General features: G+C 68.2%; 28 protein-coding genes and 1 pseudogene. 17 read left to right on the plus strand and 12 right to left on the minus strand.

Features of this window, described 5'->3' with window-relative positions; translation table 11 throughout:
- Window positions 1-92: 92 nt before the first annotated feature.
- Window positions 93-542 (minus strand): BRO-N domain-containing protein, encoded by a 450-nt coding sequence (locus WFQ67_RS20735; protein WP_213628771.1) that lies wholly within the window; start codon window positions 540-542, stop codon window positions 93-95.
- 553 nt (window positions 543-1,095) lie between these two features.
- Here WFQ67_RS20735 and WFQ67_RS20740 point away from each other — a divergent pair.
- The 4 genes from WFQ67_RS20740 to WFQ67_RS20755 all read left to right on the plus strand — a co-directional run bounded on the left by WFQ67_RS20740 (window position 1,096) and on the right by WFQ67_RS20755 (window position 4,076).
- A complete protein-coding gene (locus WFQ67_RS20740; RefSeq protein WP_111264017.1) occupies window positions 1,096-1,377 on the plus strand; it encodes a peptidylprolyl isomerase in 282 nt (93 codons plus the stop codon).
- Window positions 1,378-1,600: 223 nt separating this feature from the next.
- Window positions 1,601-2,347: an SDR family NAD(P)-dependent oxidoreductase gene (locus WFQ67_RS20745; RefSeq protein WP_337058062.1), complete on the plus strand. Its 747-nt coding sequence runs from the start codon at window positions 1,601-1,603 to the stop codon at window positions 2,345-2,347.
- Window positions 2,348-2,471: 124 nt separating this feature from the next.
- Window positions 2,472-3,599, plus strand: a complete 1,128-nt coding sequence (locus WFQ67_RS20750) for a PilT/PilU family type 4a pilus ATPase (protein ID WP_337058063.1) — start codon at window positions 2,472-2,474, stop codon at window positions 3,597-3,599.
- A 138-nt stretch (window positions 3,600-3,737) separates the two neighbouring features.
- On the plus strand, window positions 3,738-4,076 hold the full coding sequence (locus tag WFQ67_RS20755) for an FKBP-type peptidyl-prolyl cis-trans isomerase (RefSeq protein ID WP_213628767.1): 339 nt from the start codon (window positions 3,738-3,740) through the stop codon (window positions 4,074-4,076).
- A gap of 410 nt (window positions 4,077-4,486) precedes the next feature.
- Here the strand turns inward: WFQ67_RS20755 and WFQ67_RS20760 are convergent, their stop codons facing one another.
- Both WFQ67_RS20760 and WFQ67_RS20765 read right to left on the minus strand, forming a co-directional pair.
- A complete protein-coding gene (locus tag WFQ67_RS20760; RefSeq protein WP_337058064.1) occupies window positions 4,487-5,836 on the minus strand; it encodes a CSLREA domain-containing protein in 1,350 nt (449 codons plus the stop codon).
- A 214-nt stretch (window positions 5,837-6,050) separates the two neighbouring features.
- Window positions 6,051-6,599 (minus strand): MarR family winged helix-turn-helix transcriptional regulator, encoded by a 549-nt coding sequence (locus WFQ67_RS20765; protein WP_213628765.1) that lies wholly within the window; start codon window positions 6,597-6,599, stop codon window positions 6,051-6,053.
- 122 nt (window positions 6,600-6,721) lie between these two features.
- On the opposite strand from WFQ67_RS20765, the gene WFQ67_RS20770 reads away from it, so the two are divergent.
- Genes WFQ67_RS20770 through WFQ67_RS20780 form a run of 3 tightly spaced genes read left to right on the plus strand, consistent with a single transcriptional unit; the run spans window position 6,722 to window position 7,546 of the window.
- Complete coding sequence (locus tag WFQ67_RS20770; protein ID WP_213628764.1) at window positions 6,722-6,952, plus strand: glutaredoxin domain-containing protein; 231 nt, start codon at window positions 6,722-6,724, stop codon at window positions 6,950-6,952.
- Window positions 6,953-7,007: 55 nt separating this feature from the next.
- Window positions 7,008-7,274, plus strand: a complete 267-nt coding sequence (locus tag WFQ67_RS20775; protein ID WP_213628763.1) for a DUF2024 family protein — start codon at window positions 7,008-7,010, stop codon at window positions 7,272-7,274.
- Window positions 7,271-7,546 (plus strand): Rho-binding antiterminator, encoded by a 276-nt coding sequence (locus WFQ67_RS20780; protein WP_337058065.1) that lies wholly within the window; start codon window positions 7,271-7,273, stop codon window positions 7,544-7,546. The genes WFQ67_RS20775 and WFQ67_RS20780 overlap by 4 nt, the downstream gene beginning before the upstream one ends.
- A 33-nt stretch (window positions 7,547-7,579) precedes the next feature.
- Here the strand turns inward: WFQ67_RS20780 and WFQ67_RS20785 are convergent, their stop codons facing one another.
- Window positions 7,580-8,839, minus strand: a complete 1,260-nt coding sequence (locus WFQ67_RS20785; protein WP_337058155.1) for a diaminopropionate ammonia-lyase — start codon at window positions 8,837-8,839, stop codon at window positions 7,580-7,582.
- A 30-nt stretch (window positions 8,840-8,869) separates the two neighbouring features.
- A pseudogene (locus WFQ67_RS20790) lies at window positions 8,870-10,120 on the minus strand (Zn-dependent hydrolase); the annotation flags it as partial.
- Between the two features lie 132 nt (window positions 10,121-10,252).
- On the opposite strand from WFQ67_RS20790, the gene WFQ67_RS20795 reads away from it, so the two are divergent.
- Window positions 10,253-10,744: an Lrp/AsnC family transcriptional regulator gene (locus tag WFQ67_RS20795; RefSeq protein WP_213628761.1), complete on the plus strand. Its 492-nt coding sequence runs from the start codon at window positions 10,253-10,255 to the stop codon at window positions 10,742-10,744.
- Here WFQ67_RS20795 and WFQ67_RS20800 read toward each other — a convergent pair.
- Window positions 10,723-12,057: a CSLREA domain-containing protein gene (locus WFQ67_RS20800; RefSeq protein WP_337058066.1), complete on the minus strand. Its 1,335-nt coding sequence runs from the start codon at window positions 12,055-12,057 to the stop codon at window positions 10,723-10,725. The genes WFQ67_RS20795 and WFQ67_RS20800 overlap by 22 nt on opposite strands.
- A 215-nt stretch (window positions 12,058-12,272) precedes the next feature.
- On the opposite strand from WFQ67_RS20800, the gene WFQ67_RS20805 reads away from it, so the two are divergent.
- The gene (locus WFQ67_RS20805; RefSeq protein WP_213628759.1) at window positions 12,273-13,538 is read left to right on the plus strand and encodes an OprD family porin; all 1,266 of its coding nucleotides are present in this window, start codon (window positions 12,273-12,275) and stop codon (window positions 13,536-13,538) included.
- A gap of 974 nt (window positions 13,539-14,512) precedes the next feature.
- Complete coding sequence (locus WFQ67_RS20810; RefSeq protein ID WP_173176500.1) at window positions 14,513-14,905, plus strand: hypothetical protein; 393 nt, start codon at window positions 14,513-14,515, stop codon at window positions 14,903-14,905.
- A 62-nt stretch (window positions 14,906-14,967) separates the two neighbouring features.
- Here the strand turns inward: WFQ67_RS20810 and WFQ67_RS20815 are convergent, their stop codons facing one another.
- Window positions 14,968-15,867 (minus strand): LysR substrate-binding domain-containing protein, encoded by a 900-nt coding sequence (locus WFQ67_RS20815; protein WP_213628758.1) that lies wholly within the window; start codon window positions 15,865-15,867, stop codon window positions 14,968-14,970.
- Window positions 15,868-15,994: 127 nt separating this feature from the next.
- On the opposite strand from WFQ67_RS20815, the gene WFQ67_RS20820 reads away from it, so the two are divergent.
- The 4 genes from WFQ67_RS20820 (at window position 15,995) to WFQ67_RS20835 (ending at window position 17,712) form a co-directional block, all read left to right on the plus strand.
- Window positions 15,995-16,600, plus strand: coding sequence for a glutathione S-transferase (locus tag WFQ67_RS20820; protein ID WP_337058067.1), 606 nt, complete (start codon window positions 15,995-15,997; stop codon window positions 16,598-16,600).
- A gap of 122 nt (window positions 16,601-16,722) precedes the next feature.
- Window positions 16,723-16,971 carry a hypothetical protein gene (locus WFQ67_RS20825; protein ID WP_173176494.1) on the plus strand — a complete coding sequence of 83 codons (249 nt, stop codon included), beginning with the start codon at window positions 16,723-16,725 and terminating at the stop codon, window positions 16,969-16,971.
- Between the two features lie 28 nt (window positions 16,972-16,999).
- Window positions 17,000-17,296, plus strand: a complete 297-nt coding sequence (locus WFQ67_RS20830; protein WP_213628756.1) for a hypothetical protein — start codon at window positions 17,000-17,002, stop codon at window positions 17,294-17,296.
- Window positions 17,293-17,712 carry a DUF4019 domain-containing protein gene (locus WFQ67_RS20835; protein ID WP_213628755.1) on the plus strand — a complete coding sequence of 140 codons (420 nt, stop codon included), beginning with the start codon at window positions 17,293-17,295 and terminating at the stop codon, window positions 17,710-17,712. Before WFQ67_RS20830 ends, WFQ67_RS20835 begins: the two co-directional genes overlap by 4 nt.
- A 35-nt stretch (window positions 17,713-17,747) precedes the next feature.
- Here the strand turns inward: WFQ67_RS20835 and WFQ67_RS20840 are convergent, their stop codons facing one another.
- The 3 genes from WFQ67_RS20840 to WFQ67_RS20850 all read right to left on the minus strand — a co-directional run bounded on the left by WFQ67_RS20840 (window position 17,748) and on the right by WFQ67_RS20850 (window position 21,028).
- On the minus strand, window positions 17,748-18,602 hold the full coding sequence (locus WFQ67_RS20840; RefSeq protein WP_213628754.1) for an FHA domain-containing protein: 855 nt from the start codon (window positions 18,600-18,602) through the stop codon (window positions 17,748-17,750).
- A 61-nt stretch (window positions 18,603-18,663) separates the two neighbouring features.
- Window positions 18,664-20,208 carry a serine/threonine-protein kinase gene (locus WFQ67_RS20845; RefSeq protein ID WP_213628753.1) on the minus strand — a complete coding sequence of 515 codons (1,545 nt, stop codon included), beginning with the start codon at window positions 20,206-20,208 and terminating at the stop codon, window positions 18,664-18,666.
- A gap of 22 nt (window positions 20,209-20,230) precedes the next feature.
- Window positions 20,231-21,028: a PP2C family protein-serine/threonine phosphatase gene (locus WFQ67_RS20850; RefSeq protein ID WP_173176484.1), complete on the minus strand. Its 798-nt coding sequence runs from the start codon at window positions 21,026-21,028 to the stop codon at window positions 20,231-20,233.
- A gap of 290 nt (window positions 21,029-21,318) precedes the next feature.
- Between WFQ67_RS20850 and WFQ67_RS20855 the strand changes: the two genes are divergently transcribed.
- The 3 genes from WFQ67_RS20855 (at window position 21,319) to WFQ67_RS20865 (ending at window position 22,645) form a co-directional block, all read left to right on the plus strand.
- Window positions 21,319-21,450: a hypothetical protein gene (locus WFQ67_RS20855; RefSeq protein ID WP_256604897.1), complete on the plus strand. Its 132-nt coding sequence runs from the start codon at window positions 21,319-21,321 to the stop codon at window positions 21,448-21,450.
- A 170-nt stretch (window positions 21,451-21,620) separates the two neighbouring features.
- Window positions 21,621-22,157, plus strand: coding sequence for a hypothetical protein (locus tag WFQ67_RS20860; RefSeq protein WP_228723557.1), 537 nt, complete (start codon window positions 21,621-21,623; stop codon window positions 22,155-22,157).
- A 149-nt stretch (window positions 22,158-22,306) separates the two neighbouring features.
- Entirely contained in the window at window positions 22,307-22,645 is a 339-nt protein-coding gene (locus WFQ67_RS20865; RefSeq protein ID WP_111264850.1) for a DUF2025 family protein, read from the plus strand.
- Between the two features lie 126 nt (window positions 22,646-22,771).
- On the opposite strand, the gene WFQ67_RS20870 is transcribed toward WFQ67_RS20865, so the two are convergent.
- Together WFQ67_RS20870 and def are read right to left on the minus strand one after the other, a co-directional pair.
- Entirely contained in the window at window positions 22,772-24,322 is a 1,551-nt protein-coding gene (locus tag WFQ67_RS20870) for a ComEC/Rec2 family competence protein (RefSeq protein WP_337058068.1), read from the minus strand.
- 100 nt (window positions 24,323-24,422) lie between these two features.
- The gene (def, locus tag WFQ67_RS20875; RefSeq protein ID WP_337058069.1) at window positions 24,423-24,962 is read right to left on the minus strand and encodes a peptide deformylase; all 540 of its coding nucleotides are present in this window, start codon (window positions 24,960-24,962) and stop codon (window positions 24,423-24,425) included.
- Window positions 24,963-25,043: the final 81 nt, after the last annotated feature.

Consider the following 25,043-nt stretch of genomic DNA (forward strand, 5'->3'; position numbering starts at 1 on the left):
GCCGCCCCTGTGGGAGCGAATTCATTCGCGAAGGGCGCCGACTCCACGCCCTTCGCGGTTTAAACCGCTCACACGCCCTTGCGGCGAGTCCCTCAAAGCTCCCGGTAGCGCGGCACCTTCTCCCACTGCATCCACAGCTCGCCTTGCCAATCCAGCAACACCAGCCGGTGGGACTTCCAGTCCAGCATCACCCGCCGTGGCTGCTTGCGGCAGCGTTCGTACTGGTCGCGCAGTGTGGGAATCACATCGCGGGCAAGCCATTCCTCCAGATGACGGAGCTCGGGGTGACCGAAACGAAGCATGGCCTTGTAGAGGCCTCCTTCGCTGACGAGCTGGACATCCTCCTCGCTGCCCGTGGCGTAGCTGAAACGAGCCTTGCGAACCTGATAGGGACGCAGGCGACGGTGCAGCGCCTGGGGGTGGTGCAGCCCCAGCAGGCGGGCGAAGTCGTAGGCGCAGAACCAGGGTTGGTCGTCGATCATCACGCCGCGCAGGGGGCGTTCATTGCGGTAGAAAAAGGTGGGGGTGAGTGCGTCATGCATGGTGCTTCTCCGTTTGCGTTTCCATGCCTCCGCCATCGTCGTCATTCGATGGGTGGAGGATCGCGTGGGGTTGACGAACCGGGCAAACGGAGCCGGCAGACCACGAGTGGTCTCCCCACGCGATCCGCCATTAGATGATGCAGTCCTGAAAACTGCATGCGAGCCGGTTCCCGCTGGAAACGTACGCCGTTTCCCGCAAGCACCGTAGGCGGCATCGCGCCGTTAGCTTCAGGTCGTCAAACCCGGTCGCAGATTGACCGCGACCGGGCGAACTTAGGGAGGGGGTGGGAGGCGAACAAGGGGTTGCGGCAGGTTTGGGAAATTTCCGTGTGTTGCTTGGGCGGTGGACCCTGTGGGAGCGAATTCATTCGCGATCGATGGCCCTCCACACCCTTCGCGGTTGAAACCGCTTCCACGCCCAGGCCACATCCGGTGTCCGCCCCTGCCGGGTTTACCCGACCTGCACCACAGCGCCGTACCACCCACGCCCCCGCCCGTTGACGGCTCGGTCGATTCCGGTAGGCTCTGCGCTTTCTTCAAGAGGAGTCCTCCCATGCCCCGCGCAACCGCCCGCCACATCCTGGTTTCCAGCGAAGCCAAGTGCAACGAACTGAAAGCCGCCATCGAAGGGGGCGCCGATTTCGCCCAGGTCGCCAAGGACAACTCCACCTGCCCGTCCAGCCGTGACGGCGGCAACCTCGGCTCCTTCGGCCCGGGCCAGATGGTCCGCGAGTTCGACACCGTGGTCTTCAGCGCCCCGGTCAACGTCGTGCAAGGCCCGGTGAAGACCCAGTTCGGCTACCACCTGGTGGAAGTCACCAGCCGCCAGGACTGATCCCGGTCGAGGGCGTCACCCAAGGTGGCGCCCTGCTCCAACCCTCCGCATCACCCCCTCCCCCGCGTCAACTCGACTACCTGCGCAGTCATATCGACCCGACCAAATCAGGTCATAACGACAGCGATAATTTTCAAGCGGTTGATTTTACTGAATATTTTACCTGGCACGCTTCCTGATTCCTGTCATTGCCCCATCACAATGACCCATAAGGAATCGCCTCATGCCTGCACACGAATTCAACGACCGCCTCGCCGTGATCACCGGCGCCAGCTCCGGCATCGGCCTTGCCCTGTGCGAACGCCTGCTCGACGCCGGCGCTCGCGTGCTCGCCTTCTCGCGCCAGGGCGGCGGCCTGCCGGACCTGCTGGAGCGCTACCCGCAACGGCTGCACTGGCTGGCGGGCGACGTCACACGGGCCGATGACCTGGCGCGCCTGGCCCGCCGCGCGGCAGAGCTGGGGCCGGTGGACTGCCTGGTGCCCAACGCCGGTATCGCCCAGCTCGCCGACGGTCTCGACGCGGGCGCCTTCCAGCGCCAGTGGGCGGTGAATGGCGCCGGTGCGCTGGACACCCTCGCCGCACTGCTGCCCCACCTGTCGCGCCCGGCTTCGGTGGTGTTCATCGGCACCTTCCTCTCCAGCGTCACCTTTCCCGGCCTCGCCGCGTACATCGCCAGCAAGTCCGCCCTCAAGGCCCAGGCGCGCACCCTGGCGGTCGAGCTGGCGGGGGACGGCGTGCGTATCAACCTCGTCTCCCCCGGCCCGACCGCAACCCCCATCTGGGGCACCCTCGGCCTCGACGACCAGCAGCTCGCCAGCGTCGCCGGCACGGTGAACCAGCGCCTGCTCGACGGACACTTCCTCGACGCCGGCGCGATCGCCGATGCCATCCTCTTCCTCCTCTCCCCCGCCGCCCGTGGCATCCACGGCCAGGACCTGGTCGTCGATAACGGCTACACCCTGCGCTGACGCCACCCGCCCCCGCGCCCAGCGGGGGCGCTCCGCAAGCGGCGCCGGCGCCTGCGGCAATCGCACCCCATGTTCGCGCGGCCGGTTCCGCTGCTAGGCTTGCCCATCGACGAAAGGAGGCAGGATGAGCGACCCCAACGAGACGACGCCCAGCGTCTTCCCCTACCTGGAGCTGCTGCACCAGCACGCCGGCTCGGACATGTTCTTCAGCGTCGGCTCGCCCCCGCACATCAAGCTCGAAGGCCATGCCCGCCCCCTGGGTGAGCGCGCCCTGCAGCCGGGCGAGGTGCGCCTGCTGGCCAACCAGCTGATGACGCCCGTCCAGCGCGAGGAGTTCGAGCGCGAGCTGGAGATGAACCTCGCCATCAGCCTGCCGGGCAGCGGCCGCTTCCGCGCCAACATCTACCTGCAGCGCGGCGAGGTCTCGATGGTGGTGCGCCTGATCCGCACCGAGATCCCCAGCCTGGAAAGCCTCGGCCTGCCGCCGCTGCTGGAGAAACTCGCCCTGCAGGACCGTGGGCTGATCCTGGTGGTCGGCGCCGCCGGTTCCGGCAAGTCCACCACCCTCGCGGCCATGCTCGACTACCGCAACGCCCAGCGCAGCGGGCACATCCTCTGCGTCGAGGACCCCATCGAGTTCCTCCACAGCCACCGTCGCTCGATCATCGACCAGCGCGAGGTAGGCCTCGACACCCACAGCTTTTCCGCCGCCCTGCGCAACGTCCTGCGCGAGGCCCCGGACGTGATCATGATCGGCGAGATACGCGACGCCGAAACCATGCAGCACGCCCTGCACTACGCCGAAACCGGCCACCTGTGCGTGGCCACCCTGCACGGCACCAGCGCCCGCCATGCGGTGGAGCGCATCACCCGTTTCTTCCCCGACGCGGCGCGGCGCCAGGTGCTCGGCGACCTGTCGCAGAATCTCCTGGCCATGGTCGGCCAACGCCTGGTGCCCGGCATCGACCACAAGCGCGTGGCGGCGGTCGAACTGATGCTGGGCACGCCCCATGTGCGCGACCTGATCCTGCGCGACGAGCTGCATGAGCTGAAAGGCGCCATCGAGAACGCCCTGGAAAGCGGCTCCTGCAGCTTCGACCAGAGCCTGTTCGCGTTGGTGGAGGCCGGCCGCATCAGCCTGGCGGACGCCTTGAAGTTCGCCGACTCGCGCACCGACCTGGCGCTGAAGATCAAGCTCGAACGCGGCTTCGACCCCCAGGACAGCGAGCGCAAGGTGCTGCGCGACCATTGAGTGGCAAGTCATCGTTCGAGGTTCGTCACGGAGGTCGGCGATGGTCGGTGTACCTGCCCGGAGAAAGAGGCCGGCAACCCCTTGCCAAGCGCCGCGCTTGGTGCGAAAACGCGGCACCCCGAGGGCGAGCGAGCAGCCATGAGCGAAGAATTGAAGATCGAAGACCTCCACGAAGGCGATGGCAAGGCCGTGGTCAAGGGCGCCTTGATCACCACCCAGTACAACGGCTGGCTGGAGGACGGCACCCTGTTCGACTCCTCCATCGAGAAAGGCCGCCCCTTCCAGTGCGTGATCGGCACCGGCCGGGTGATCAAGGGCTGGGACCAGGGCCTGATGGGCATGAAGGTCGGCGGCAAGCGCAAGCTGCGGGTGCCCGCGCACCTGGCCTACGGCGAGCGCCAGGTTGGCAGGATCCCGCCCGGCTCCAACCTGGTGTTCGAGATCGAGCTGCTGGAAGTGCTGACCCGGGACGATTGATCCCCCTCACGAGACCGCGCCATGCCTTCCGCCCCCTCACTCATCGAGGCCGAAGTCCGCTTCGCCGACCTGCAGGAGCCAATTCATTCGCGAAAAGGCCGAGCCCATCGCGGAGGCCGGCGTCGCTGCCTGTGACGATTCGAGCTGAGGACTGGCAGGGTGAGCTCGTGCCGTAGGGTGTGCCGTGTGCACTGCGCCGCACGGTGCTTCCGGCGAGCCCCGGTGCGCGCAGCACACCCTACGCCTGGAGTGAGCGGTGGCTGCTGCTCCGAGGTCTGGTCGAACACCCTTCCAGGGGGGCCAAAGGCAAAGTCACGTTCCAGGAACGTGGATGTCCACTCACGAAAATGCCGAGCCCCGTCGCAGGGCTCGGCATCGCGGCGTGGGGCCTCGCTGCGCTCGGCGCCAACCTACGGCTTCGGCCGCTCGTAGGCGCCCAGGTCGCAGCGGGCCACGCCATCGCCGTCGCCGTCACGCGGGCGCTTGGAGCCGCGCTGGTCATGGGCGGTGCAGGTGCCGATACCGGCATCCACCGCCGGGCTGCGCGGGCGCAGGGCGTGGGTCTGGGTCAGGCCGTTGTTGTCCGCCAGGGGGTAGAGGACCTTGGTGAGGACGTCGGTCTGTTCGACATACAGCTCGCCGGTGCAGTTGCCGGGCCCGGTGCCCAGCAGCAGGCCGATGGCCTTGTACTGCGCCTGGGCGCCCTGGTTGTCGCAGTTCATCGGCGTCTCCAGGCCCTCGTCGAGATTGCCGGCGATGATGCTGTTGCGCAGGGTCACCGAGCCTGTGTTGATCAACCCGTAGCCGCCGCTGTTGTTGGCGATGGTGACGTTCACCAGCAGCGCCTCGGGGCTGGCGCTGATCCAGGGCTGGCCGTTGTTCAGGGTGGCCTGGGCACGGTAGTACTGGGTGTTGCCGCTCAGGGTCGAGTTGACCAGGGTGAGCGTGCCGTCGTTGCCGATGGCCGAGCCGAAACTGGACCCGTTGCCGCTGAAGGTGGTCCGCGCCACGTCGGCCGTGCCGCGGTTGTAGAGGCCGCCGCCGTAGCCGGCGTCATCGTCGTCGCTGGCGGAGTTGCCCTGCACGCTGCTGTCACGCAACAGCAGCTCGCCGGTGTTGTAGATGCCACCACCCAGGCCGAAGTAGCCCTCTCCGGCCCCGGCGCGGTTGTTGGCGATGACCGAGCGGTGCACGGCCAGGCGCCCGTCGTTGGCGATGCCGCCGCCATTGCCGGGGCTGAAGGCACCGGTGGAGCTGTTGCGGCTCACTTCCACCTGGCGCAATACCACCTCGCCATGGTTCTCCAGGGCGCCGCCATAGGTGGAGCTGTGGCCACCGGTGAGACGCAGGCGCTCGAGCACCACGCGGGCGCCGTCGAACACCTCCAGCAGGCGGTCGTTGGCCTGCGGGGTGCCGCTGATCACGGTCGCGGCAGGGCCCTGGCCGATGATTTCGAGGGAGTCGTGGATGTCGAGGTCGCCATTGAGGTTGTCGTCCTCGTCGAGTACGTCGCCCTCCTCGTCGCGGCCGGCCGGCAGGCTCAGGCGATAGGTCTGCGCCTGGAGCACGATGCGGTCCGGCCCCGGCGCGGCGTTGGCGGCGGAGATGGCATCGCGCAGCGAGCAGTGGGCATCGCAGACGCCGTCGTAGCTGTCTTCGGTCTGGTTGACGACGAAATCGGCGGCATGGGCGGCCTGGCCGCCCACTGCCAGGGCGACGAGCACCGCGGTGGCAAGGGGAGAGATGAGCGTCTTGTGCATGAGCTGTCCTGCGTGTCGAGGACAGGGCGTCCACGGGACGCACGGCGGCCCTGCCCTGTCGGTTCCTTGGGGCGCGGACACGACGCGGCTTCCGCTCCAGCCGCGCGACGGCTCGTCATGCGGCTAGTGATGGACCGGGCGTTTTCGGCCTTGGTTCCGATGGATTTCGCCCGCTGGTCGCTCCAGGTTCCTGGGGAGTGGATCGGATGGGCAGCTAAGCGGGATTCCGATGCTCGCGGCAGATCAGCACCTCGTCGCCGGCGGCCAGGGGCTCCTCGGTCAGCCCGCAGAAGGGCAGGCCGTCCAGGGTGCGGTGGAAACTGCAGGTGCGGCACAGGCCGAACGAGGGCACGTCGACGCTGCGCTGGACGTTGCGCAACAGGTCGCCGAGCAGCGCCTCCAGCTGCCCGGCGGCGGGGCCCATGTGCAGGGTGGCGGCGGCGAGGAAGTCCGGCGGCAGCACCGCGCCCAGCAGCTCGCGGGCCGACGGCGTGAGCTCCAGGTGCACGCTGCGGCGGTCCTGCAGATCCGGACGCTTGACTACCAGCCCCTTGGCCTCCAGGGCCTTGAGCGACTGCGACACGGTGCCCTTGGTCAGCCCGAGGTAGTCGGTCACAGCCAGCGGCGTGTCGGAATAGCGGTTGCAGCGGGCCAGGTAGAGCAAGGCGCTGAACTGGATCGGCTGCAGGTCGGCCAGCAGCGGGTGCTCGCGGAACCAGACGCGGGTCAGGCTGGAAAGGCGTTCCAGCAGGTCGAAGAGCAAGGCGTTTCTCCCGATAGATTATTTCAATTGATAGTATCGAATAAAAACTATATCGACAAAATCTCACTGACTGTAATCTCCCACCTGAAGGTATCGAATCGATACCAAAAAGGAGAAACGCCATGACCCAAGCTCGCTATTACCACGCTGGTTGCCCCGTCTGCGTCGAAGCCGAACGCACCCTAATCGGCCTGCTCGACCCGAAGGTGCAGGTCGAGATCGTCCACCTCGGCGATGTGCCGGCCCGCGTTGCCGAAGCGGAAAACGCCGGGGTGAAATCGGTCCCCGCCCTGGTGGTCGATGGCCAGGTGCTGCACCTGAATTTCGGTGCGGCCCTCGCCGATCTCAAGTAACCCGCCGGCGGGTCGCGTTCGCCATCGCGACCCGCTCCCCAACGAGGAATCCACCATGCAGATCCAGGTATTCGACACCCACGTGCGCACCCGTGACGGGCGCTACCTGCACTTCGACGTGCTAATCGACTCGGCCGAGCAGCCGCGCGCCGAACGCTTCGCCCGCGATTGGCTGGGCAGCCTCGGCCTGGCCGACGCCGATCTCGCCCAGAGCCAGTGCCTGTACTGCCACAGCGAGTCGGCCCCGGAGCCTGTCGCCGCAGCCATCGAGCGCGACGGCTACTTCATCATTGCCCTGCAAGGTTTCGAGGCGGCGCCATGAATGCCTACCAACCGCTGCACTGCGATCTCCATGACTACCTTGAGATCGCCTGCCTGCGCAGCTACCGGCTGCGGGTGGAACTGCTCGATGGGGAGCCCTTCGAAGCCCGCGCCCTGACCACCCTTACCGCCGCCAGCAAGGAGGAATTCCTGCGCTTCGACGACCTGCGCGAAATACGCCTCGACAGGTTGCTGGCGATCACCCCGCTGGACCCCGACGCCCCCTTCGGCCGGGTGCTGCTGGCGGGCGCTGCCTGCTCGGCCCCGCGATGACGCGCCGCACAAGCCTCACGCACTACAGCCACCTCAACGCCCCAGGTTGGCCGCCGCCCAGTCCCGCTGGCGCGCCAGCACCGAAGCGACGGGTTCGCCCACCAGCCCCTCGTAGACCGAGGGGGCGGTGGCGCCTTCGGTGTTGATCAGCAGCACCCGCGCGTTGGCGTCCAGCCCCAGCAAGGCGGCGCGCTCGGGTGCGGCCAGGAGGCGCAGCAACCCGGCGAGGCCTGCGGCGCCGGATTCGCCGGCGATCACCGGGATGTCCCGCGTGCTGCCGGCGGCGAGCACGCCCATGGCGGCCACTGCGTCGGCGTCCTCGACCTTGAGGAAGGCGTCGATGCTGCCATCGAGGAAGCGCCAGGCTAGCGGCGAGGTGGCGCCGCAGGCGAGCCCGGCCATCACCGAATCCACCGAGCCCGTGGCCCGTGCCGGTTCGCCCGCGAGGGCGCTCTGGTAGAGGCAGTCGGCCTGGCTCGGCTCCACCACCAGCAGGGTCGGGCGCGAGGCGCCGCAGCGCTCCCAGTAGTAGCTGGCGATGCCCGCCGCCAGGCCGCCGACGCCGCCCTGCAGGATGATGTGGGTGTAGGCGTCGACGCCGGCGGTCTCGATCACCTCCTCGGCGATGATGCCGTAGCCCTGCATGACATCGCGGGGGATCTCCTCGTAGCCCTCCCAGGAGGTGTCGGCCACCACCTGCCAGCCATAGGCCAGCGCCAGGGAGGCGGCCTCCTCCACCGAGTCGTCATAGTTGCCGGCGATGCGCCGTACCTGCGCGCCGTAGGCGGCGATGGCGCGCTCGCGCTCCTCGCTGACTTGGGCGTGGAGCACGATCACGCAGTCGCAGCCGATGCTGCGGGCGGCGGCGGCCAGGGCGCGACCATGGTTGCCGTCGGTGGCGCTGACCACGGTGAAGCCGGCCAGGCGCGAGCGGTGCTCACCGGCCAGCAGGCTGGCGGCGTCGAAGTCCTGGGCGGGGAAGCGCCGCAGGATCAGGCGCACCAGGGCGATGGGGGCGCCCAGGGCCTTGAAGCTGGCGAGCGGCGAGCGCAGGGATTCGTCCTTGATGCACAGCCGCCCGATGCCCAGGCGCGCCGCCAGGTCGGGCAGGCTCCAGAGCGGCGTCGCACGCGGGCTCAGTTCCGCCCAGCTGGCCAGCCAGGCGCGGTCCTGGCCGGCCTGGGCGATGTTCATCAGCGCGCGCAGCTCCGTGGGGTAGCCGCCGTGCACGGCGTGGGGGTTGAGCAGCAGTTCAAGCGGCGCGGCAGTGGCCGGGTCCGGCAACGCCGGCATCTCGCCGACCGCCGGACGACGCTGGGCCGGGCGCGCGGCACCGAGGCGGTCCACCACCAGGTCCAGCAGCAGGCGCGCACCGGCCAGCAGTTGGTCGTCGTCGGTGGACTCACGCGGGTTGTGGCTGATGCCGCCCCGGCTGGGCACGAAGATCATCGCCGCCGGAGCGATGCGCGAGATCATCTGCGCGTCGTGGCCGGCGCCGGAGGTCATGCGTCGGTGGCTCAGGCCCAGGCGCCGGGCGGCGCCTTCTATCGCGTCCACCAGCTCGCCGTCGAACACCACAGGCCGGGTACGCGCCAGGAACTGGCTGTCGATCTGCACGCCACGGTGCTCGGCGAGTGAAGCAAGGTAACCCTGCAGGCGCCGCTCCACGCTCTGCAGGCGCTGCTCGTCGGGGTCGCGCAGGTCGACGCTGAAACTGGCCAGGCGCGGGATGACGTTGATCAGGTTGGGCTCGAAGCGCATGCACCCGACGGTGGCCAGGGTGGTGCCCGACTCGTCGGCGATCAGCCGCAGTTGCTGGACGATGGTCGCCGCCACCAGCCCGGCGTCGTAGCGCAGGCGGGTCGGGGTGGTGCCGGCGTGGTTGGCGTGGCCGCGCACCGTGACCTGCTGCCAGGAAATGCCCTGGAGGTTCTCCACCACGCCGATCTGCAGGTCCTCGGCCTCCAGCACCGGGCCCTGCTCGATGTGCAGCTCCAGGTACTCGTGCACGGGGATGCCCCCTGGCTCCAGGTCGCCGGCGTAGCCGATGCGGCGCAGCTCGTCGCCCAGGCGGCTGCCGTCGCTGCCGACGATGTCCAGCGCCTGCGCAACGGGCAGGCCGCCGGCGTAGACCAGGGAGCCGAGCATGTCCGGCTGGTAGCGCACGCCTTCCTCGTTGGTGAAGGCGGCGACGGTGATCGGCCGCAGCGGCTCGATCCCCGCCTCGCGGAAGGCCCGCACCACCGCCAGCCCGGCGAGCACGCCGTAGCAGCCGTCCAGGGCGCCGGCATTGGCGACGCTGTCGATGTGCGAGCCGAGCATCAGCACCGGCGTCCCCGCCGCACCGCCCGGCAGGGTGCCGAAAAGGTTGCCGATGCGGTCGATGCGCACCTCCAGCTCCAGCTCGCGCATCCAGCTCACCAGGAGGTCGCGCCCGGCCTTGTCGGTGTCAGTGAGGGCGATGCGGGTGCGCCCACCGCTGTCGTCCGCCCCCACTGCCCCCAGTTCGGCGAGCTGCGCCAGGAGCCGCTCGCCATCGAGGCGGGGCAGAGGAGGTTCGGGGTGTACGGCCATGTGGGGTGCTCCGGGTTGGATGGGGAAACCGAGGTGGTGAAATAATATTTCCCACCCGCTGCCGTTCTTTTGCGTTATTGGCGCTTCCAGCGGAATTTCATACCCGCGCGACCTGCCCAGGCGATTGCAACCATGACCCTCGATGACTATGACCGCCGCCTGCTCGCGGAAATCCAGCGCGATGCGACCCTGCCCCAGAGCGAGTTGGGCGAGCGGGTGAACCTTTCCGCCGCCGCGGTGAACCGGCGGCTGAAGCGCTACCGCGACGAGGGCATCGTGCGAGGCCAGGTGGCGCTGGTGGAGCCGGAGCATCTGGACCACCCGCTGACCCTCGTGGTGCAGGTGGAGGTGGAGAGCGAACGCATCGACCTGCTCGACGCGATGAAGCGCAGCTTCGCCCGCTGCCCCCAGGTGCAGCAGTGCTACTACACCGCCGGCGAATGGGACTTCGTGCTGATCCTGGCGGTGCGCACCATGGAGCAGTACACCGAGCTGACCCGTCGCCTGTTCTTCGAGAGCAACAACGTGCGGCGCTTCAAGACGCTGGTCTCCATGAGCAACGTCAAGGTGGGGCTGGAGATCCCCACCGACGCCGATGCGCCTCAGGGCGCGGCCCGCTCGTAGGCGCCCAGGTCGCAGCCGGCGACACCGTCGCCGTTGCCGTCCTGCGGGCGCAGGACCTTGCGCTGGTCGCTGGTGGTGCAGCTGCCGACCCCGGCGTCGATGGCCGGGCTGCCCGCGCGCAGCGGGTGCAGGGGCGGCGCGCCGGGCGCGGCGCTCAGCGGCTCGAGCACCCGGGTGAAGGTGAGCGCGTCGTCCAGCGGCAGGTCGGCGCTGCAACCGTGGCCATCGCGGCCCAGCATCAGGCCGCGCACATCGAAGGAGCGGCCCTGGTTCAGGCAGTTGCGCACGAACACCTCGCTGTCGTCGTTGATATGGCGGTTGCCGGCCACCAGGCTGTTGCGCACCGCCATGGAGGCGAAGTTCATCAGCCCGTAGTTGCCGTTGCCCGCGATGGTGACGTTGCCCAGCAACGCCTGGGCGCCCTCCCCGCCCTGCCCCTGGGGCCGGCCGTTGACCAGCACGCCACGGCCGAAGTAGGTCGGGTTGTTGCTGAGGGTGCTGTTGACCAGGCGCAGCACACCGGTGTTGAGGATGGCCGCGCCGAGCCCGCCCTCGCCCTGGCTGTTGCGCACCAGGGTGCTGCGGGCGATATCGGCGAGGCCCTGGTTGTAGAGGCCGCCGCCAAAGCCGTTGTCGACGCCGTTGGAGCTGTTGTTGTGCACCAGCGTCGAGTTGCGCATACGCAGCTGGCCGGCGTTGTAGAGGCCGCCGCCACGGACTTCGTCGGTGGTTTCGGAGAAGGCCTGGTTGTCGACCAGGTGCGAGGAGCGGATGTCCAGCCAGCCGTAGTTGGCGATGGCACCGCCCCAGCCATGATCGGGGCCGGGGTCGATGGCGTAGACCTGGTTGTCGCGCAGTTCGACATGCTCCAGGGTGGTCTCGCCCTCGTTGAGCAGGGCGCCGCCACGGGTGGCGCTGCGGCCGTTGCGCAGGCTCAGTTGCTCAAGGTGCAGGCGCGCGCCTTCGCTGACGCTGAACAGGCGGCCGTGGCGACCGCCGTCGAGGAGGGTCTTGCCGGCGCCCGCGCCCACCAGGGTCAGCTCGCCGCTGACCACCAGCCCGTCGTCGGCACCGGCACGGGCCGCGCCGCCGGGGTCGAGGACGTAGCGCCCCTCCGCCAGCTGGATGCGATGGCTGCCGGGTTGCGCGGCGGCATAGGCGATGGCCTCGCGCAGCGAGCAGTCGGCGTTGCACACGCCATCATCGCTGTCGCCGGTCTTGCTGACGCGGATGTCCTCGGCGAGCACCGCCGGGGAGGCGAGGCCGAGCATCAGGAAAATAAATGCGCTGCGGGTGGATCGGTCGGGCGCCATGGGGAAGTCCTTCTGCGGTGGCTGGGCGGGTGCCGAACGCGCCCTTCCCTGGGCCGACCAGAAATGGACTGCGCGGCGCGCCTGTTGTCCCCCTCGCCGGGCGACGGGCCGACGACAGGTCGCCGGCCACGCGCCACCCTGACCATTGGCGATCTTGAACCGCCCGGGCGAGTTGTTCAGAATCGCCGCCTTTCGAAAACCGAGCAGTACCTACAATGAAGAAAAATCTGAGCCTGATCGCCCTCTGCATCGCTGCCTCCGCCCCCGCCTTCGCCGACGAGCAGGCGCAATCCAAGGGCTTCGTGGAGGACAGCAGCCTGAACGTGCTGCTGCGCAACGCCTACATGAACCGTGACTACAAGCACGGCAAGTCCGACCGCATGGAATGGGGCCAGGGCTTCATCGGCAACTTCAGCTCCGGTTTCACCCAAGGCACCGTCGGCTTCGGCGTCGACGCCTTCGGCCTGTACGCCCTGCGCCTGGATGGCGGCAAGGGCCGCGTCGGCGCCGCCGGCATCGACTTCTTCAAGCCCGGTGACAGCGGCCACGCCCAGGACGATATCGCCCGCGCCGGCGCCGCCATCAAGGCCCGCATCTCCAACACCGTGATCAAGGTCGGCGACCAGATGCCCGCCCTGCCGGTACTGAGCTACGACGACTCGCGCCTGCTGCCGGAAAGCTACACCGGCACCCTGATCACCTCGAAGGAGATCGAAGGCCTGGAACTGAACGTCGGCCGCTTCAACGCCGAAGCCCAGAAGAGCGCCGAGGCCCGCGACAGCGGCGGCCTGAAGCGCATCGACGTGTACGGCGGCAGCTACAGGTTCAACGACCAGTTCAGCACCTCGCTCTACGCCTCCGACGTGAAGGACGTGCTGAAGAAGCAGTACCTGAACCTGAACTACATCATCCCGGTGGCCGACGACCAGTCCGTGACCCTGGACTTCAACGGCTACAAGACCCGCCTGGACAAGGAATTCGCCACCAACGACGCGCGCGACAACCGCATCTGGAGCCTGGCGGCCACCTACGCCCTGGGCGGCCACTCCTTCACCCTGGCGCACCAGCGCAGCAGCGGTGACATCGGCTACCTCTACGGCGGCTACCAGAGCGGCGACTACATCGGCGACGGCGGCACCACCATCTGGCTGGCCAACTCCTACTGGTCGGACTTCAACGGCAAGGACGAGAACTCCTGGCAGGTCGCCTACGGCCTGGACTTCGCCGAGTACGGCGTACCCGGCCTGAGCTATCGCGTGGCCTACGTGCGCGGCGACAACATCGACGCCGGCCAGGGCGGCCGCGGCCAGGAGCGCGAGATCTTCAACCAGGTGCAGTACGTGGTCCAGGAAGGCCCGGCCAAGGACCTGAAGATGAAGCTGCGCGGCTCCATGCTGCGTGCCTCCAACAACATCAACAGCTACGTCGACGACGGCAACGAAGTCCGCGTATTCGTCGAGTACCCGGTCAATATCTTCTGATCGAGCCCTCGCGAGCCCAGGAGCCCCGGCGTGAAAGCGCCGGGGCTTTTTTGTGGGCTCGAGAGCGCCAGGCAAGCGTGCCACCTAGCGAATTCATTGGCTCTGTCCGCATTAGCTGCTTTGGATTCAAAGAAAAGGTTCAAGAACGGCGCTTTCAGGACGATTCTGGACTTCTGATACACCCACCGCATGGGTTTCGCTTCGCTCTACGCCATCCTACGAATGCCGCCAGCCACGGCGTCCACCCGGTGGTGATGCGCACATCGATGTGAAGTATTGAGCATCGATGTTGGGGCAGCGGCAAAAAGCCCCTTCAGGAGGCCGAGCGCAATCGTCGTTTCAGGGGTTGAGCGACATGGATGTCGCGAGAGCCGCGATGGGCCAGGGACGGCCCTTCGCGGCGGGCCCCTGAAACGATGATGGAGCGAGGGAACCCGACGTAGTCGGGCCGGATGCAGGGGCGAGCGCTTTTGGTTCCTTTTAAGGCGATTGTTAAAAGGGACTCGCCCGGCAAGGCGAAACAGAAACCGTCAGCAAGACTCGGCAATCAACCGGGTTCCAAATCCTCTAGCAACACTTAACGCAGACAGGCCAATTCATTCGCGATCGGCTCTTCGCGGTTGAAACCGCTCCCACCGGACCGGCGGAGCTCCGCTTTTGCAGGTCGGGTGCAACCCGGCATTGGTGCAGGATGCTTGCACGGCAATAGGCCTAGGCGCGGATAAGCGGTGGGCTGAAGCCCACCCTACGCCCACCCGATGCACCACTCTGCACGCGCCATTAAAAGCATCGCGAATGAATTCGCTCCTACGACGGGCTCCCCGCTTCAACCTCGACCCGCGCACAAAAAACCTGTCGATCGGTGCCGCAACCGACTAATGGCCTGGCGCCATCAGCCAAAGATGGGCACCATGCGCGCCCGGCGGCCTGGCCGCCCTGGATGAAGTCGTACCGATAAAGGAATGGATGTGAAGATGTTCAAGCGCACGGCCGCCATCGTCGCGGTGGCCCTGGTGGCGGGGGGTTGCTCCACCCGCACCTATTTCAAGCTCCCGGAAGACACCAAGGTCTCGGTCTACGAGCGCCCCCAGCAGTTCAGCCAGGGCATGGTGACCACCCGCCCGTTCTTCTGGAGCTCCGCCGGCGGCATCCCCTACAAGCTGACCGACAGCCACGGCACGCTGGTGCAGCAGGGCAAGCTGCGCGCGCGCTTTCGCGTGGCGTCGATCTTCTGGCCGCCCTTCGCGATCATCTACTGGCCCATGGGCTTCGGTCAGCGTTGCTACGACCTGACCGCCGCCCAGCCGCAGCAGTGCACCAAGGGCGACCTGATCCAGCTGCGCCGCGACCAGCGCCTGGCGGACTGATCCACCCAGGCATGAAACAAGGGAGCCCCAGGGCTCCCTTTTTCATGGGCCCGCGCCGGGCGTCACGGCGCCTGGCCGATCGAGGCGCGGTAGAGCGCCGCCTCCTCGTCCAGCCAGCGCCCGAAGTCCTCGTGCTTCTGGCCCACGCCCTCGCCCGGCTGCCACACCCGCCAATAGGGAAAGGCGTAGGGCACGCTGATGCCGGTAAGTTGCACCAGCTCGCCCCGTGCCAGTGCGCCCTGTACCAGGCTGCGGCGTTCCAGGGCGATGCCCTGGCACAGGCGCAGGGCCTCCAGCACCAGGTTGGAGTCGTTTATCCACAGGCCAAGGTCCGCTGGCGGCTCGTCCACGCCGGCCGCCTGGCACCAGCGCAGCCAGGGTTCGGCGGTGCGGATCAAGGGCAGGCGCAGGGCCTGCTGGGGTGTCTGCGGCAGGTCGCCGCCATTGAGGCGTGGCGAGGCCACCAGCAGCAGTTCGTCGTCGAACAGCCGGCGCCGCTCCAGCCCCTCCCAGTTGCCCTGGCCCATGCGGATGGCCAGGTCGATCCCCGACTGGCGCAGGTCCTGCACCCCGAGGCTGGCTTGCAGGTGGATGCGGTAGAGCGGGTGGCGCGCCTGGAAACGCGGCAGGCGTGGCAGCAGCCACTGGGCGCCGAAGGACGGCATCACCGCGATGGTCAGTGCCTCGCGCTCGGGGCGGTCGCGCACCAGGCGGGTGGCTTCGCCGATGTCCTCCAGCGCCCGGCGGATCTGCAGGGCGTAGAGGCGGCCATCCTCGTTCAGGCGCAGACCGCGCCCTTCGCGGACGAACAGCGGCAGGCCGAGCAGCAGCTCCAGCTGCTTGATCTGCTGGCTGATGGCCGAGTGGGTGACGTGCAGCTCGGCGGCGGCCCGGGTGATGCTGCCCAGGCGCGCGACCGCTTCGAAGCTGCGCAGCGAGGCCAGTGGAGGCATGTGGTTCATGTAAGGAAAACTAACAGGAATCGGCAGAAAGTATCGATATTCACGGCACCGGCGCGCCGCTATTTTTTTGGTGAGCCGCCTACCTGGTCGAGGCGCTTCCTCCAATCCGTCGCCAAGGAACCTGTTAATGAAACTGATCGGTATGCTGGATTCCCCTTATGTACGCCGGGTCGCCATCAGCCTGCGAACGCTCGACATCCCCTTCGAGCACGAGGCGGTTTCGGTGTTTCGTCATTTCGATGCCTTCAAGGCGATCAACCCCGTGGTCAAGGCACCCACCCTGGTGCTCGACGATGGCACCACGCTGATGGATTCGAGCCTGATCCTCGACTACCTGGAAACCCTCGCCGGGCGCAGCCTCCTGCCCGCAGCGCCAGCCCCGCGCGCCCAGGCCCTGCGCGTGGTCGGCCTGGCCCTGGCGCTGTGCGAGAAGGCGGTGCAGATCGTCTACGAGAAGGAGCTGCGCCCGCAGGACAAGCAGCACGCGCCCTGGCTGGAGCGGGTGCGCTACCAGTTGCACGCGGCCTGCAGCGAGCTTGCGGCGGAACTGGCCCGCCGCCCCCTGGGCGAAGGCGCCGCGATCGGCCAGGACGGCATCAGCCTGGCGGTGGCCTGGGGCTTCGCCCAGCTGGTGATACGCGACGAACTGGAGCCGGCCGGCTACCCATTGCTGGCGGCCTTCGCCGAACGCGCCGAGCGGCTGCCGGCCTTCCTCGCCACGCCGATGGCTTAACAAACCTTCACAGTTCCACGACAAAGCAGGCAATATTCGCCGCCGGTGGCTGCCTAGGATGGGCAGCTCCGACGGCCTGCCGCTCGCGACAGGCGACCACCATTCCGACAGGGACAGTCGCCATGACACTCACCCGCCTCTTCGATTCGCTGCTCGCCCTAGCTGGCGTGCTGGCGCTGGCCGGCACCCTCGCGGCAGCCGACTGGCAAGCCCTCGCCCGCCTCGACGCCAGCCACGCCCAGGACCTGTTCCTGCCCCTTGCCGCCAGCGACAAGCGCCCGCCCCTGGCCCTGCCGGCCAGCCTGGAGCTGCCCCAGGCCGGGCCGCTGGCACGGTCACTGCTTGGCAATCCGGCGCGCTACGTGTTCTGAGCCGGCGACCGGCGGGAGTGGAAGACCCATGGCGCGAAACCCGGAACATGCCCTGGCGGACCTCGGTCAACTGCTGGGAGAGATCAGGAACTGGCCCTGCATCAGCGAGCCCCGCCCCGGCAGCTTCTACCTGGGGCAGCGGCCGTTCTGCCACATCCGGGTGCGCGGCGCCCGGCGCTGGGTGGATATCCGCACGCGGCGCGCCTGGCTGCCCCGGTTCGACCTGCCGCCGAACGACGCGCAGAGCCGCCTGGCCCTGCGTATCCTGCTGCACCAGGCGTACCGGATAGACCGGCAACCCCTGCATTCAAGGAGAGAAGGATGAAGATGTTACGCAGTGCCCTGTTGGCCTTCGGCCTGCTGGCCTGCACCCTCGCCCAGGCCTCGGAGGCGCAGAAGATCGAGCAGGCCAAGGCCGCCGCGAGCGCCTGGCTGGCCATCGCCGACAGCGAGGATTACCTGCGCAGCTGGCAGCAGGCGGCGAGCCTGTTCCGTCACTCGGTGACGCGCTACGACTGGACCAACCTGGCGGTGGACCTGCGCTCGCCCCTGGGGCCGGTGCGGGCACGCACGCTGCAGTCGGCCAAGTACGCGACCCAGTTGCCGGGCCTGCCGGACGGCGAGTACGTGATCCTCGAATACCGCAGCAACTTCGAGCACCACAGCGAGGCGGTGGAGACGGTGACGCCGATGCGCGACACCGACGGCCAGTGGCGGGTGGCCGGGTACTACGTCGATTGAAAGAGGCCGACCCGGGCGGGTCGGCCAGGAACGGCCTACAGGACGAATTTCGCGACGACGGCCGCCACGCCCAGCACGGCCAGGACGATACCGCCGATCAGCACCAGGCGCCCGGTGCGATCCTCGCTGGAGGCGGCCACTGCGGGCGCCTCGGGTGCCGGCGCGGCGGCGCGCAGCGGATTGGCCACCGCCGGCTGGCTGGCCGGACGTGGTGCAGCGACCGGCTTGGGCAGGTCGATCACGCGGACGAACTGGGTGGCGTCCTCGTCGGCGGCCTGGCGCACTTCCACCTTGGGCCCGATCACCAGCAGGGTCACCGAGGCCATGCGCACCTGGTCACCCGGCGCCAGCACCGCGGTGCCGACCTTCTGCTGGTTGACGAACACGCCGTTGGCCGAGGCCAGGTCCTTGATCTCCAGCACGTCGTCCTTGAGGAAGAACTCGGCATGGCGACGGGACAGCTCCAGGTCGCTGAAGCACAGTTCGCACTTCACCGAACGGCCGAAGGTCATGGAGCCTGTGACGTGGAACTTCTGCCCCTCGTGCTCGCCCTTGATCACCTGCAGGAACCAGCGCGCGGTGGGCGCGGCCTTGGGCTTGACCTTGGCCGGGTCGACCAGCAGCAGCTCCAGGGTGCCGATGCGCACGCGGTCGTCGGAGCGCAGCTGGTAGCGCGCACCGATGCGCTCGCCGTTGACGAAGGTGCCGCTGCGGGTGCCGCAGTCGGTGAGGTAGTAGAGGCCGTGGTCCTGGCGGATCTCCGCATGGAAGGGGCTGACCTCGGCCTCGTTGAGTACCAGGTGGTTGCGGGCGTCCTGGCCGATGGTGAAGCGTTCGTCCGCCAGCCAGACCGGTTCCTGGCGATTGTCCGCGAAGTGAATCCTGAGCATGTCCGAAATCCTTGATCCTGGTTACGCCAAGCCGATCACCCAGCTGGCCCGTCGATGCGCATCAGTCGAAGATGCGGTTCCATAAACGCTTGACCGGGTTGGCGGTCTGTTGCTGCTGCCGCGCCTGGCTGCGTACCACCTGGGCCTTGCGCACGCGCATGGCGTGGTCGGCCTGCAGCTGCAGCAGCTGCGGGTCTTCCGGCGCCACCGCAAGGCCACCCTTGATGTATTCCTGGGCCAGGGCGAACTCACGGTGGCCGTAGGCTTCCTCGGCCAGCAGGGCGAAGCGCCGCGCCACCTGTTCGAGGCCCGCGAATGCGCGCGGGTTCTCGGGTTGCAGGGCCAGCGCCTGCTGGTAGTAGGCCACCGCGCTGTCGCCCTCGGGCTGCAGCAGGCGGTCTTCGGCCAGGCGCTGGTCGCCCAGGGCCACCAGGGCGTCGACCCGGGCCTGCAGCACGCGGGCCAGGCCCTGGGTGGCGGCGGCGTTGCCGGCATCCAGGGCCAGCACCTGGTTGAAGTAGTGCTCGGCGCTGTCGCCGGCCGGCTCCACCAGGCTGCCGGCGCTCAGGCGCAGTTCGGCCTGGGCCAGCAGGTCGTCGATCTTCTTCTGTTGCAGCAGGTGGTAGCCGAGGCCGCCGCCCATGGCGAGCAACAGCACGCCCAGCAGGGCCCAGCCCCAGATCGGCATGCCACGGCGCGGGGCCGGCTGCACGGGGGCGGCCGGTGCTGCCTTCGCCTTGCGCGTGGGGTTGGCGTCGCGGGGGGCGGCCTTGGGGACGGGGGTCAGGCGGGTGTTGTCGAGCTCGCCCTCGTTGAGTTCGGCCAGGCTCGCCAGCAGCACGCGGCAGTCGGCGAAGCGCTCGTCGGGGTCCTTGGCCAGCATGCGGTCGAGCAGGAACTGGTAGCGCTCCAGGGCGCCGTGCAGGCGCGGGGGCTCCTGCTGCACGTGGTTCATCACCGTCTGGGTGTAGCTGGAGCCACGGAAGGGGTTGGTGCCGCCGAGCATCTCCAGGAGGATGACGCCCAGGCTGTAGATGTCGCTGCGCGCGTCCAGCGGCTGGCACTGGGCCTGCTCGGGGCTGCTGTAGGCGGGGCTGCCGACGGCGACGTTGTACTGGGTCAGCTCGCTGTCGAGTTCCAGCTCCTTGGCGATGCCGAAGTCGCTGAGCACCGCGGTGCCGTCCTCGCGGAAGAGGATGTTGGCCGGCTTGATGTCGCGGTGAACCATGCCCTTGTCATGCACCACCACCAGCGCGGCGGCGATCTGCCGGACGATGTCCAGCGCCCGCTGCGGCTCGAAGCGCTCGCCACGGTGCTGCGCCAGGTCGCCACCGGCGACGAACTCCATGGCGATGTAGTAGCGCCCGTCGGCGAGCTGGCCGATGTCGTGGATGGTGATGATCGAGGGGTGGTGCAGGGACGCGACCAGGTGCGCTTCCTTGATGAAGCGCTTGGCGAAGGCTTCGTCGTCGAGGCGTTGCAGCACCTTGATCGCCACCTGGCGATGCAGCGACTCCTGGGTCGCGAGGTAGACCTCGGCCATGCCGCCCTTGCCCAGCCGGCCGTGCACGCTGTAGCCGGGTATTTCTAGCAAGCTGTCATTCATAGGGAGTCGATGCGCGTCGGATTCATCGTGGTTTTCGGGGGTTGAACAAACGGCTGAGGAAGGAACGCGGGGGTGGGGCCTTGGCCGGTTCCTGCTCCTGTGCGGGCAGGCCCAGCACGATGCAGGAGATATTGTCCCTGCCGCCATGGCTATTGGCTAGTACGATCAGCTGATCGACCATACCGTCCAGCGTCCGGGCCTTGTTGCACTGGGCATGGATCTCCTCGTCGTCCAGCTCGCCGCTGAGGCCGTCGCTGCACAGCAGCAGCAGTTCGCCGGGGAGCAGGCTGCCACTGAGCAGGCCGACTTCCAGCGCCTGGTCGTCGCGCCCCAGGCACTGGGTGATGACATTGCGCCGCGCGTCGGTGCGCGCTTGCTCGGGGGTCATCTGGCCCGCGTCCACCAGCGCCTGGACCCAGCTGTGGTCGCGGCTGATCTGGTGGATGCCGGCGGCGTCGATGCGATAGGCGCGGCTGTCGCCGACCCAGGCCAGTTCGAAATCGGTGCCCTGGAAGCGCACCGCCACCAGGGTGGTGCCCATGCCACGGCGCTCGTCGTCGAGCCCTTCGGCAGCCTCGAGCACCGCGAGGTTGGCCGCGTGCACGGCGGCTTCCAGGTCGAGGCCCCGGGTCAGCTCGCGCTCCAGGGTCTCCAGGGCGATGGCGCTGGCCACTTCGCCGCAGCTGTGCCCGCCCATGCCGTCGGCGACCGCCCAGAGGCCGAGCGCCGGCCTGCACAGCAGCGCATCCTCGTTGTGATCGCGAACCCGTCCGGCGACCGATTGCGCCGCATAGCCCAGGGGTTCCTGGCCAGGCGTCATTCCCATGCTTTCCCGTCCGTACTGCCACCGCGTGAACTCATCCGGCGCCGCGCCCGGGGGCCCGTCACCGCAACCCCGCATGATGCGATCACGGGCGTGCGCTGTCGCGGTTTTCCATGCCCAAGTGTTAAGCAGTCGAGGCTTTGCGCGGGCCTGCAGGTCGCCGCTTCCCGACTATGCTTCTGGGTGTAGCAGCAAATGGCCGGCTCTGGCAGCCGAAGGAGGTGCGGGTGATCGAGAGCGTTGCATCGCATGGATGCGCCACCCCCAACCCCTGACGGAGAAGCAGCATGAGCAAAGGCATGAACGCGAAGAAGGAAAGCAAGAAGAAGCCGCTGAAGAGCGCCCATGAGAAGCGCATGGCCAAGCGTGACAAGAAGCATGGCGATGGCCTGCTGGGCAGCCACGGGGCGTTGCCCTAGGGCGTAGCGGCAAGGGGGAAGACGGCCCGGGCGAGCCCGGCCGCCATCCATGGGGTCAACTCGACAGCGCTCGGTACCGGCCACCCGGTGCCGGGCGCTTTCGCATGCGGGCGAACCGCGCGCCGTGGCACGGGTCGAAGCACCTACTTTCCGGGGTCCGAGGACGATCGATGGTCTACCAACGTACCAATGCATGGATGCTCGCGCTGGGCCTGCCGCTGCTGCTGGCCGGATGCGCCTCCCACTCCTGCGACGAGCCGATGTCGGGCGAGCAATGCCGCGAGGAGCGCCTGCTGTACCAGAACGACATGCTGCAGGCGAAGATGCTGGTCGCCTCCGGCGAGCCGGACAATTTCGAGCTGGCCTCGGCCCTGCTCAGCCGTGCCGAGGCGCAAGACCAGCGCGGCGAGGTGCCCTTCTACCAGGCGGTGCTGAAGATCCACGAGGGCCCGCAGGTGGAGGAAGTGCTCAGCCTGCTGGAACGGGCCGCCGCGAAGCACCACCCCCACGCCACCGCGCTGCTCTACAAGATCTACGCCGAGCCCTTCCTGATCAGCGAGGCGGACCCGCTGAAGGCCGAGCTGTATCGCGCCGACTACGCCAACCTGGACGTGGCCAAGAGCGGCTACCCGTCATTCGAGAAGGCCCTGGCGGTGGTCAACGCCCTGGTCGCGCCACCGCCGCCCGCCCCGGCACAGGAGCCGTAGCGACGCGCCTGCGGCAATCCACCGTCCTCCCCCCGGGCGACGACCTGTTGCACAATCCCCCGCCGAGCCCGGCGCCAGACCGGGCCATCGCTTCGCCTGCGCGTGTAGACCTGACCCGGGTCCCCGGACCCCACAGCGAGGTTTACCCAATGAGCATCACCTCCAGCGGCATCTGCGCCGCCGCCGACCAGCTCAACGGCTTCGTCGGCTTCAACACCAAGACCGGGCGGCACATCGTGCGCTTCAGCGAGGACTCGTTCGGCATGGATGTGGACAACGACAGCATCATGCCGGCCTGCGAATTCGTCTGGCAGCCCCACGGCGACCGCACCATGACCCTCAAGCGCGAGCTGATCCAGCTGCTGCTGGAGCAGAACATCGACGATCGCCTAAACGTCACCGAGCCCCTGCGCGTCTACATGCGCCGCAAGGACCTGCCGGAAATCACCGCCGAGCGCCAGCTCAAGCCGTCCACCCTGACGGCCTGAGCCGTTTCCCCCGCGTCGCCCAGCGCTGTCGGCCCCGACCAGCGCCCGGCCGACGCTGCCTGCCCGCGCGCTCTGGCGGGCCGTTGAAAAGGCAGGCGAGGCGGCGCGGTCGTTCTTCGACAACGGCTAGACCTTGATCACCACTGCCGGCTGGGGCACGCCGTCGGCGTCCAGTTCGTAGCAATAGGCTTCCTTGAGATCGGCCTTGCCGCTGTCGGTGTAGACCAGCAGGCGCTTGCCGTCGGTGCGGGTCTTGACCAGGCCGTAGGCACTGCGGCTGAAGGCGAAGAAGTCGCCACGCTTCTCCGCCTTCTCCTTGTCGGAAAGATGCGCCCAGCCCTCCAGGCGGAAGAAGGCCACCAGCTCGGTGACGAACACCAGCGGCTCGTCCACCCGCGAGTAGCGGCCGAGCGCGCCCATCAGGGTGGCGCGGGGGTGGATGTACTCGTTCATCGGGTCATCGCCACTGGAGACGATGTTGACGATGGGCTCGACGCGCTTGAAGAAGCCGCCGGAGAAGTCCGCCGAGCCGTGGTGCGGCACCTTGAAAACCTCCGCGCGCAGGTCGATCTCGCCGGCATCGTGCTGGCGCGCCAGGGTACGCCCGGCTTCGTCGTTGAGGTCGCCGCAGAACAGGTAGTTGAAGCCGCCGTAGCGCAGGCGGAAGACGATGGAATGGCCATTGATGGTGTGCGAGGCGGAAAAACCGGCGAAACCCTCGGCGCCGATGTCGAGGGACTCGTGGCCGACGCGCGGCCCGGACGGCGTGCTGCCGAGGAAGGGCAGGCCGCTTGCCCCGCCGGCCTCGCTGAGCAGCGGGCCGAGCACCTGCACGTCGATGTCCTCCTCACGCAGGAAATCGAAGGCGTCGTGCTGGCCCTCGGACAGGCGGCGGAACTCGATGCCGGGGCGCCCCAGCTGCGCGGCCCGTGCCTCCCAGGCCTCCAGCGCCTTGCGCCAGGCGCGGAAGTCGCTGTTCATCTCCTCGGCCGGTACTTGCAGGGGACTGTCCAGCAGCGGCGTGAGCAGCTTGAGGCCGTCGGCGTCCAGGGTGGGGCCGAGCAGCTCGGTTTCCTTGCGCCCGGTCTTCGAGCGCTTGACCAGGCCGTTGTGATAGATGCGCCGAGGCTCGATGAACAGGCGCTTGCGCAGTTCGTTGTTGGTCTCCGAGCGCTGGATCTGGGTCAGGCCGGAGAAGTGGTCGGCATCGCCGTGGGTGACCAGGATGCAATCGATCAGCTTGGGCGCGTCGGCGCGGGAACCGCGATAACGCGCGGCCAGGTAGCGCGCGAACATCTGGTTGTCGCCGCCATCCACCAGCATCACCTTGCCGCCGGGGGTCTCGATCACCGCGCCATCGCCCTGCTGCACGTCGACGAAGTTGACCTTGAGCACCCGGCTGTCCGCCCGCGGGATCACCAGGTCGGCCGGCTTCAAGCGACGCCCGTTGCGGCGCGCGGACTTCGGCGGCACCAGCCAGGCCTCGGTGGCGACCGGCAGGATGCTGCCGTCGGAGCGCTCCTGGTAGGTGTAGGTGGCGATGCGCAGGTGGGTGTCGGTCACCTCCAGCACATCGACGTAGTCGCCCCAGGCCAGGGTGTAGAGCAGCTTGCCGGCCTTGGGGGCGTCGTAGACGTTGGCCAGGTCGACGGCAAGCACGGCGGCGGTGGTGGTCATGCTCAGGCTCCTTTTGCGCATGATGGGCGCGCAGGAGCATAGAAGAGCGATGGGCAGGTTGCCGGCCGCACGGCGAGGTCCCGACGAAGGTCGGGAGCGCTCAGTCGTCGGCGGCGGGGTCGAGGCCCGGGAACAGCACCTCGGTGAAGCCGAACTTGGAGAAATCGGTGATGCGCGAGGGATACAGGCGGCCGATCAGGTGATCGCACTCGTGTTGCACCACCCGCGCATGGAAGCCCTCGACGCTGCGGTCGATCGGCCTGCCATCGGGGTCCAGGCCCTGGTAGCGGATCGCCCGGTAGCGGTTCACCGCCCCGCGCAGGCCGGGCACCGAGAGGCAGCCTTCCCAGCCCTCCTCCAGCGCCTCGCCCAGGGGCGTGATGACCGGGTTGAGGAGAATGGTGGGCGGCACCGGCGGTGCGTCGGGATACCGCTCGCTGCGCTCGAAGCCGAAGATCACCAGTTGCAGGTCGACGCCGATCTGCGGTGCGGCCAGGCCGACGCCGCCGACGTGCTCCATGGTCTCGAACATGTCGGCGATCAGGCGCTGCAATTCATCGCTGCCAAAGAGTTCGGCAGGCACCGGAGGGGCGACGCGCAGCAGGCGCGGGTCACCCATCCTGAGGATTTCTCGGATCATCGGTCACTCTCCGCAGGGCCGTTGAAAGGAACGGATGAAGCCAGCAACCACGCGGCTTTGCAAGGTTCCAGCGCAACGCGA

The sequence above is a fragment of the Pseudomonas sp. USHLN015 genome (assembly GCF_037153275.1).
Taxonomy (GTDB): domain Bacteria; phylum Pseudomonadota; class Gammaproteobacteria; order Pseudomonadales; family Pseudomonadaceae; genus Metapseudomonas; species Metapseudomonas tohonis.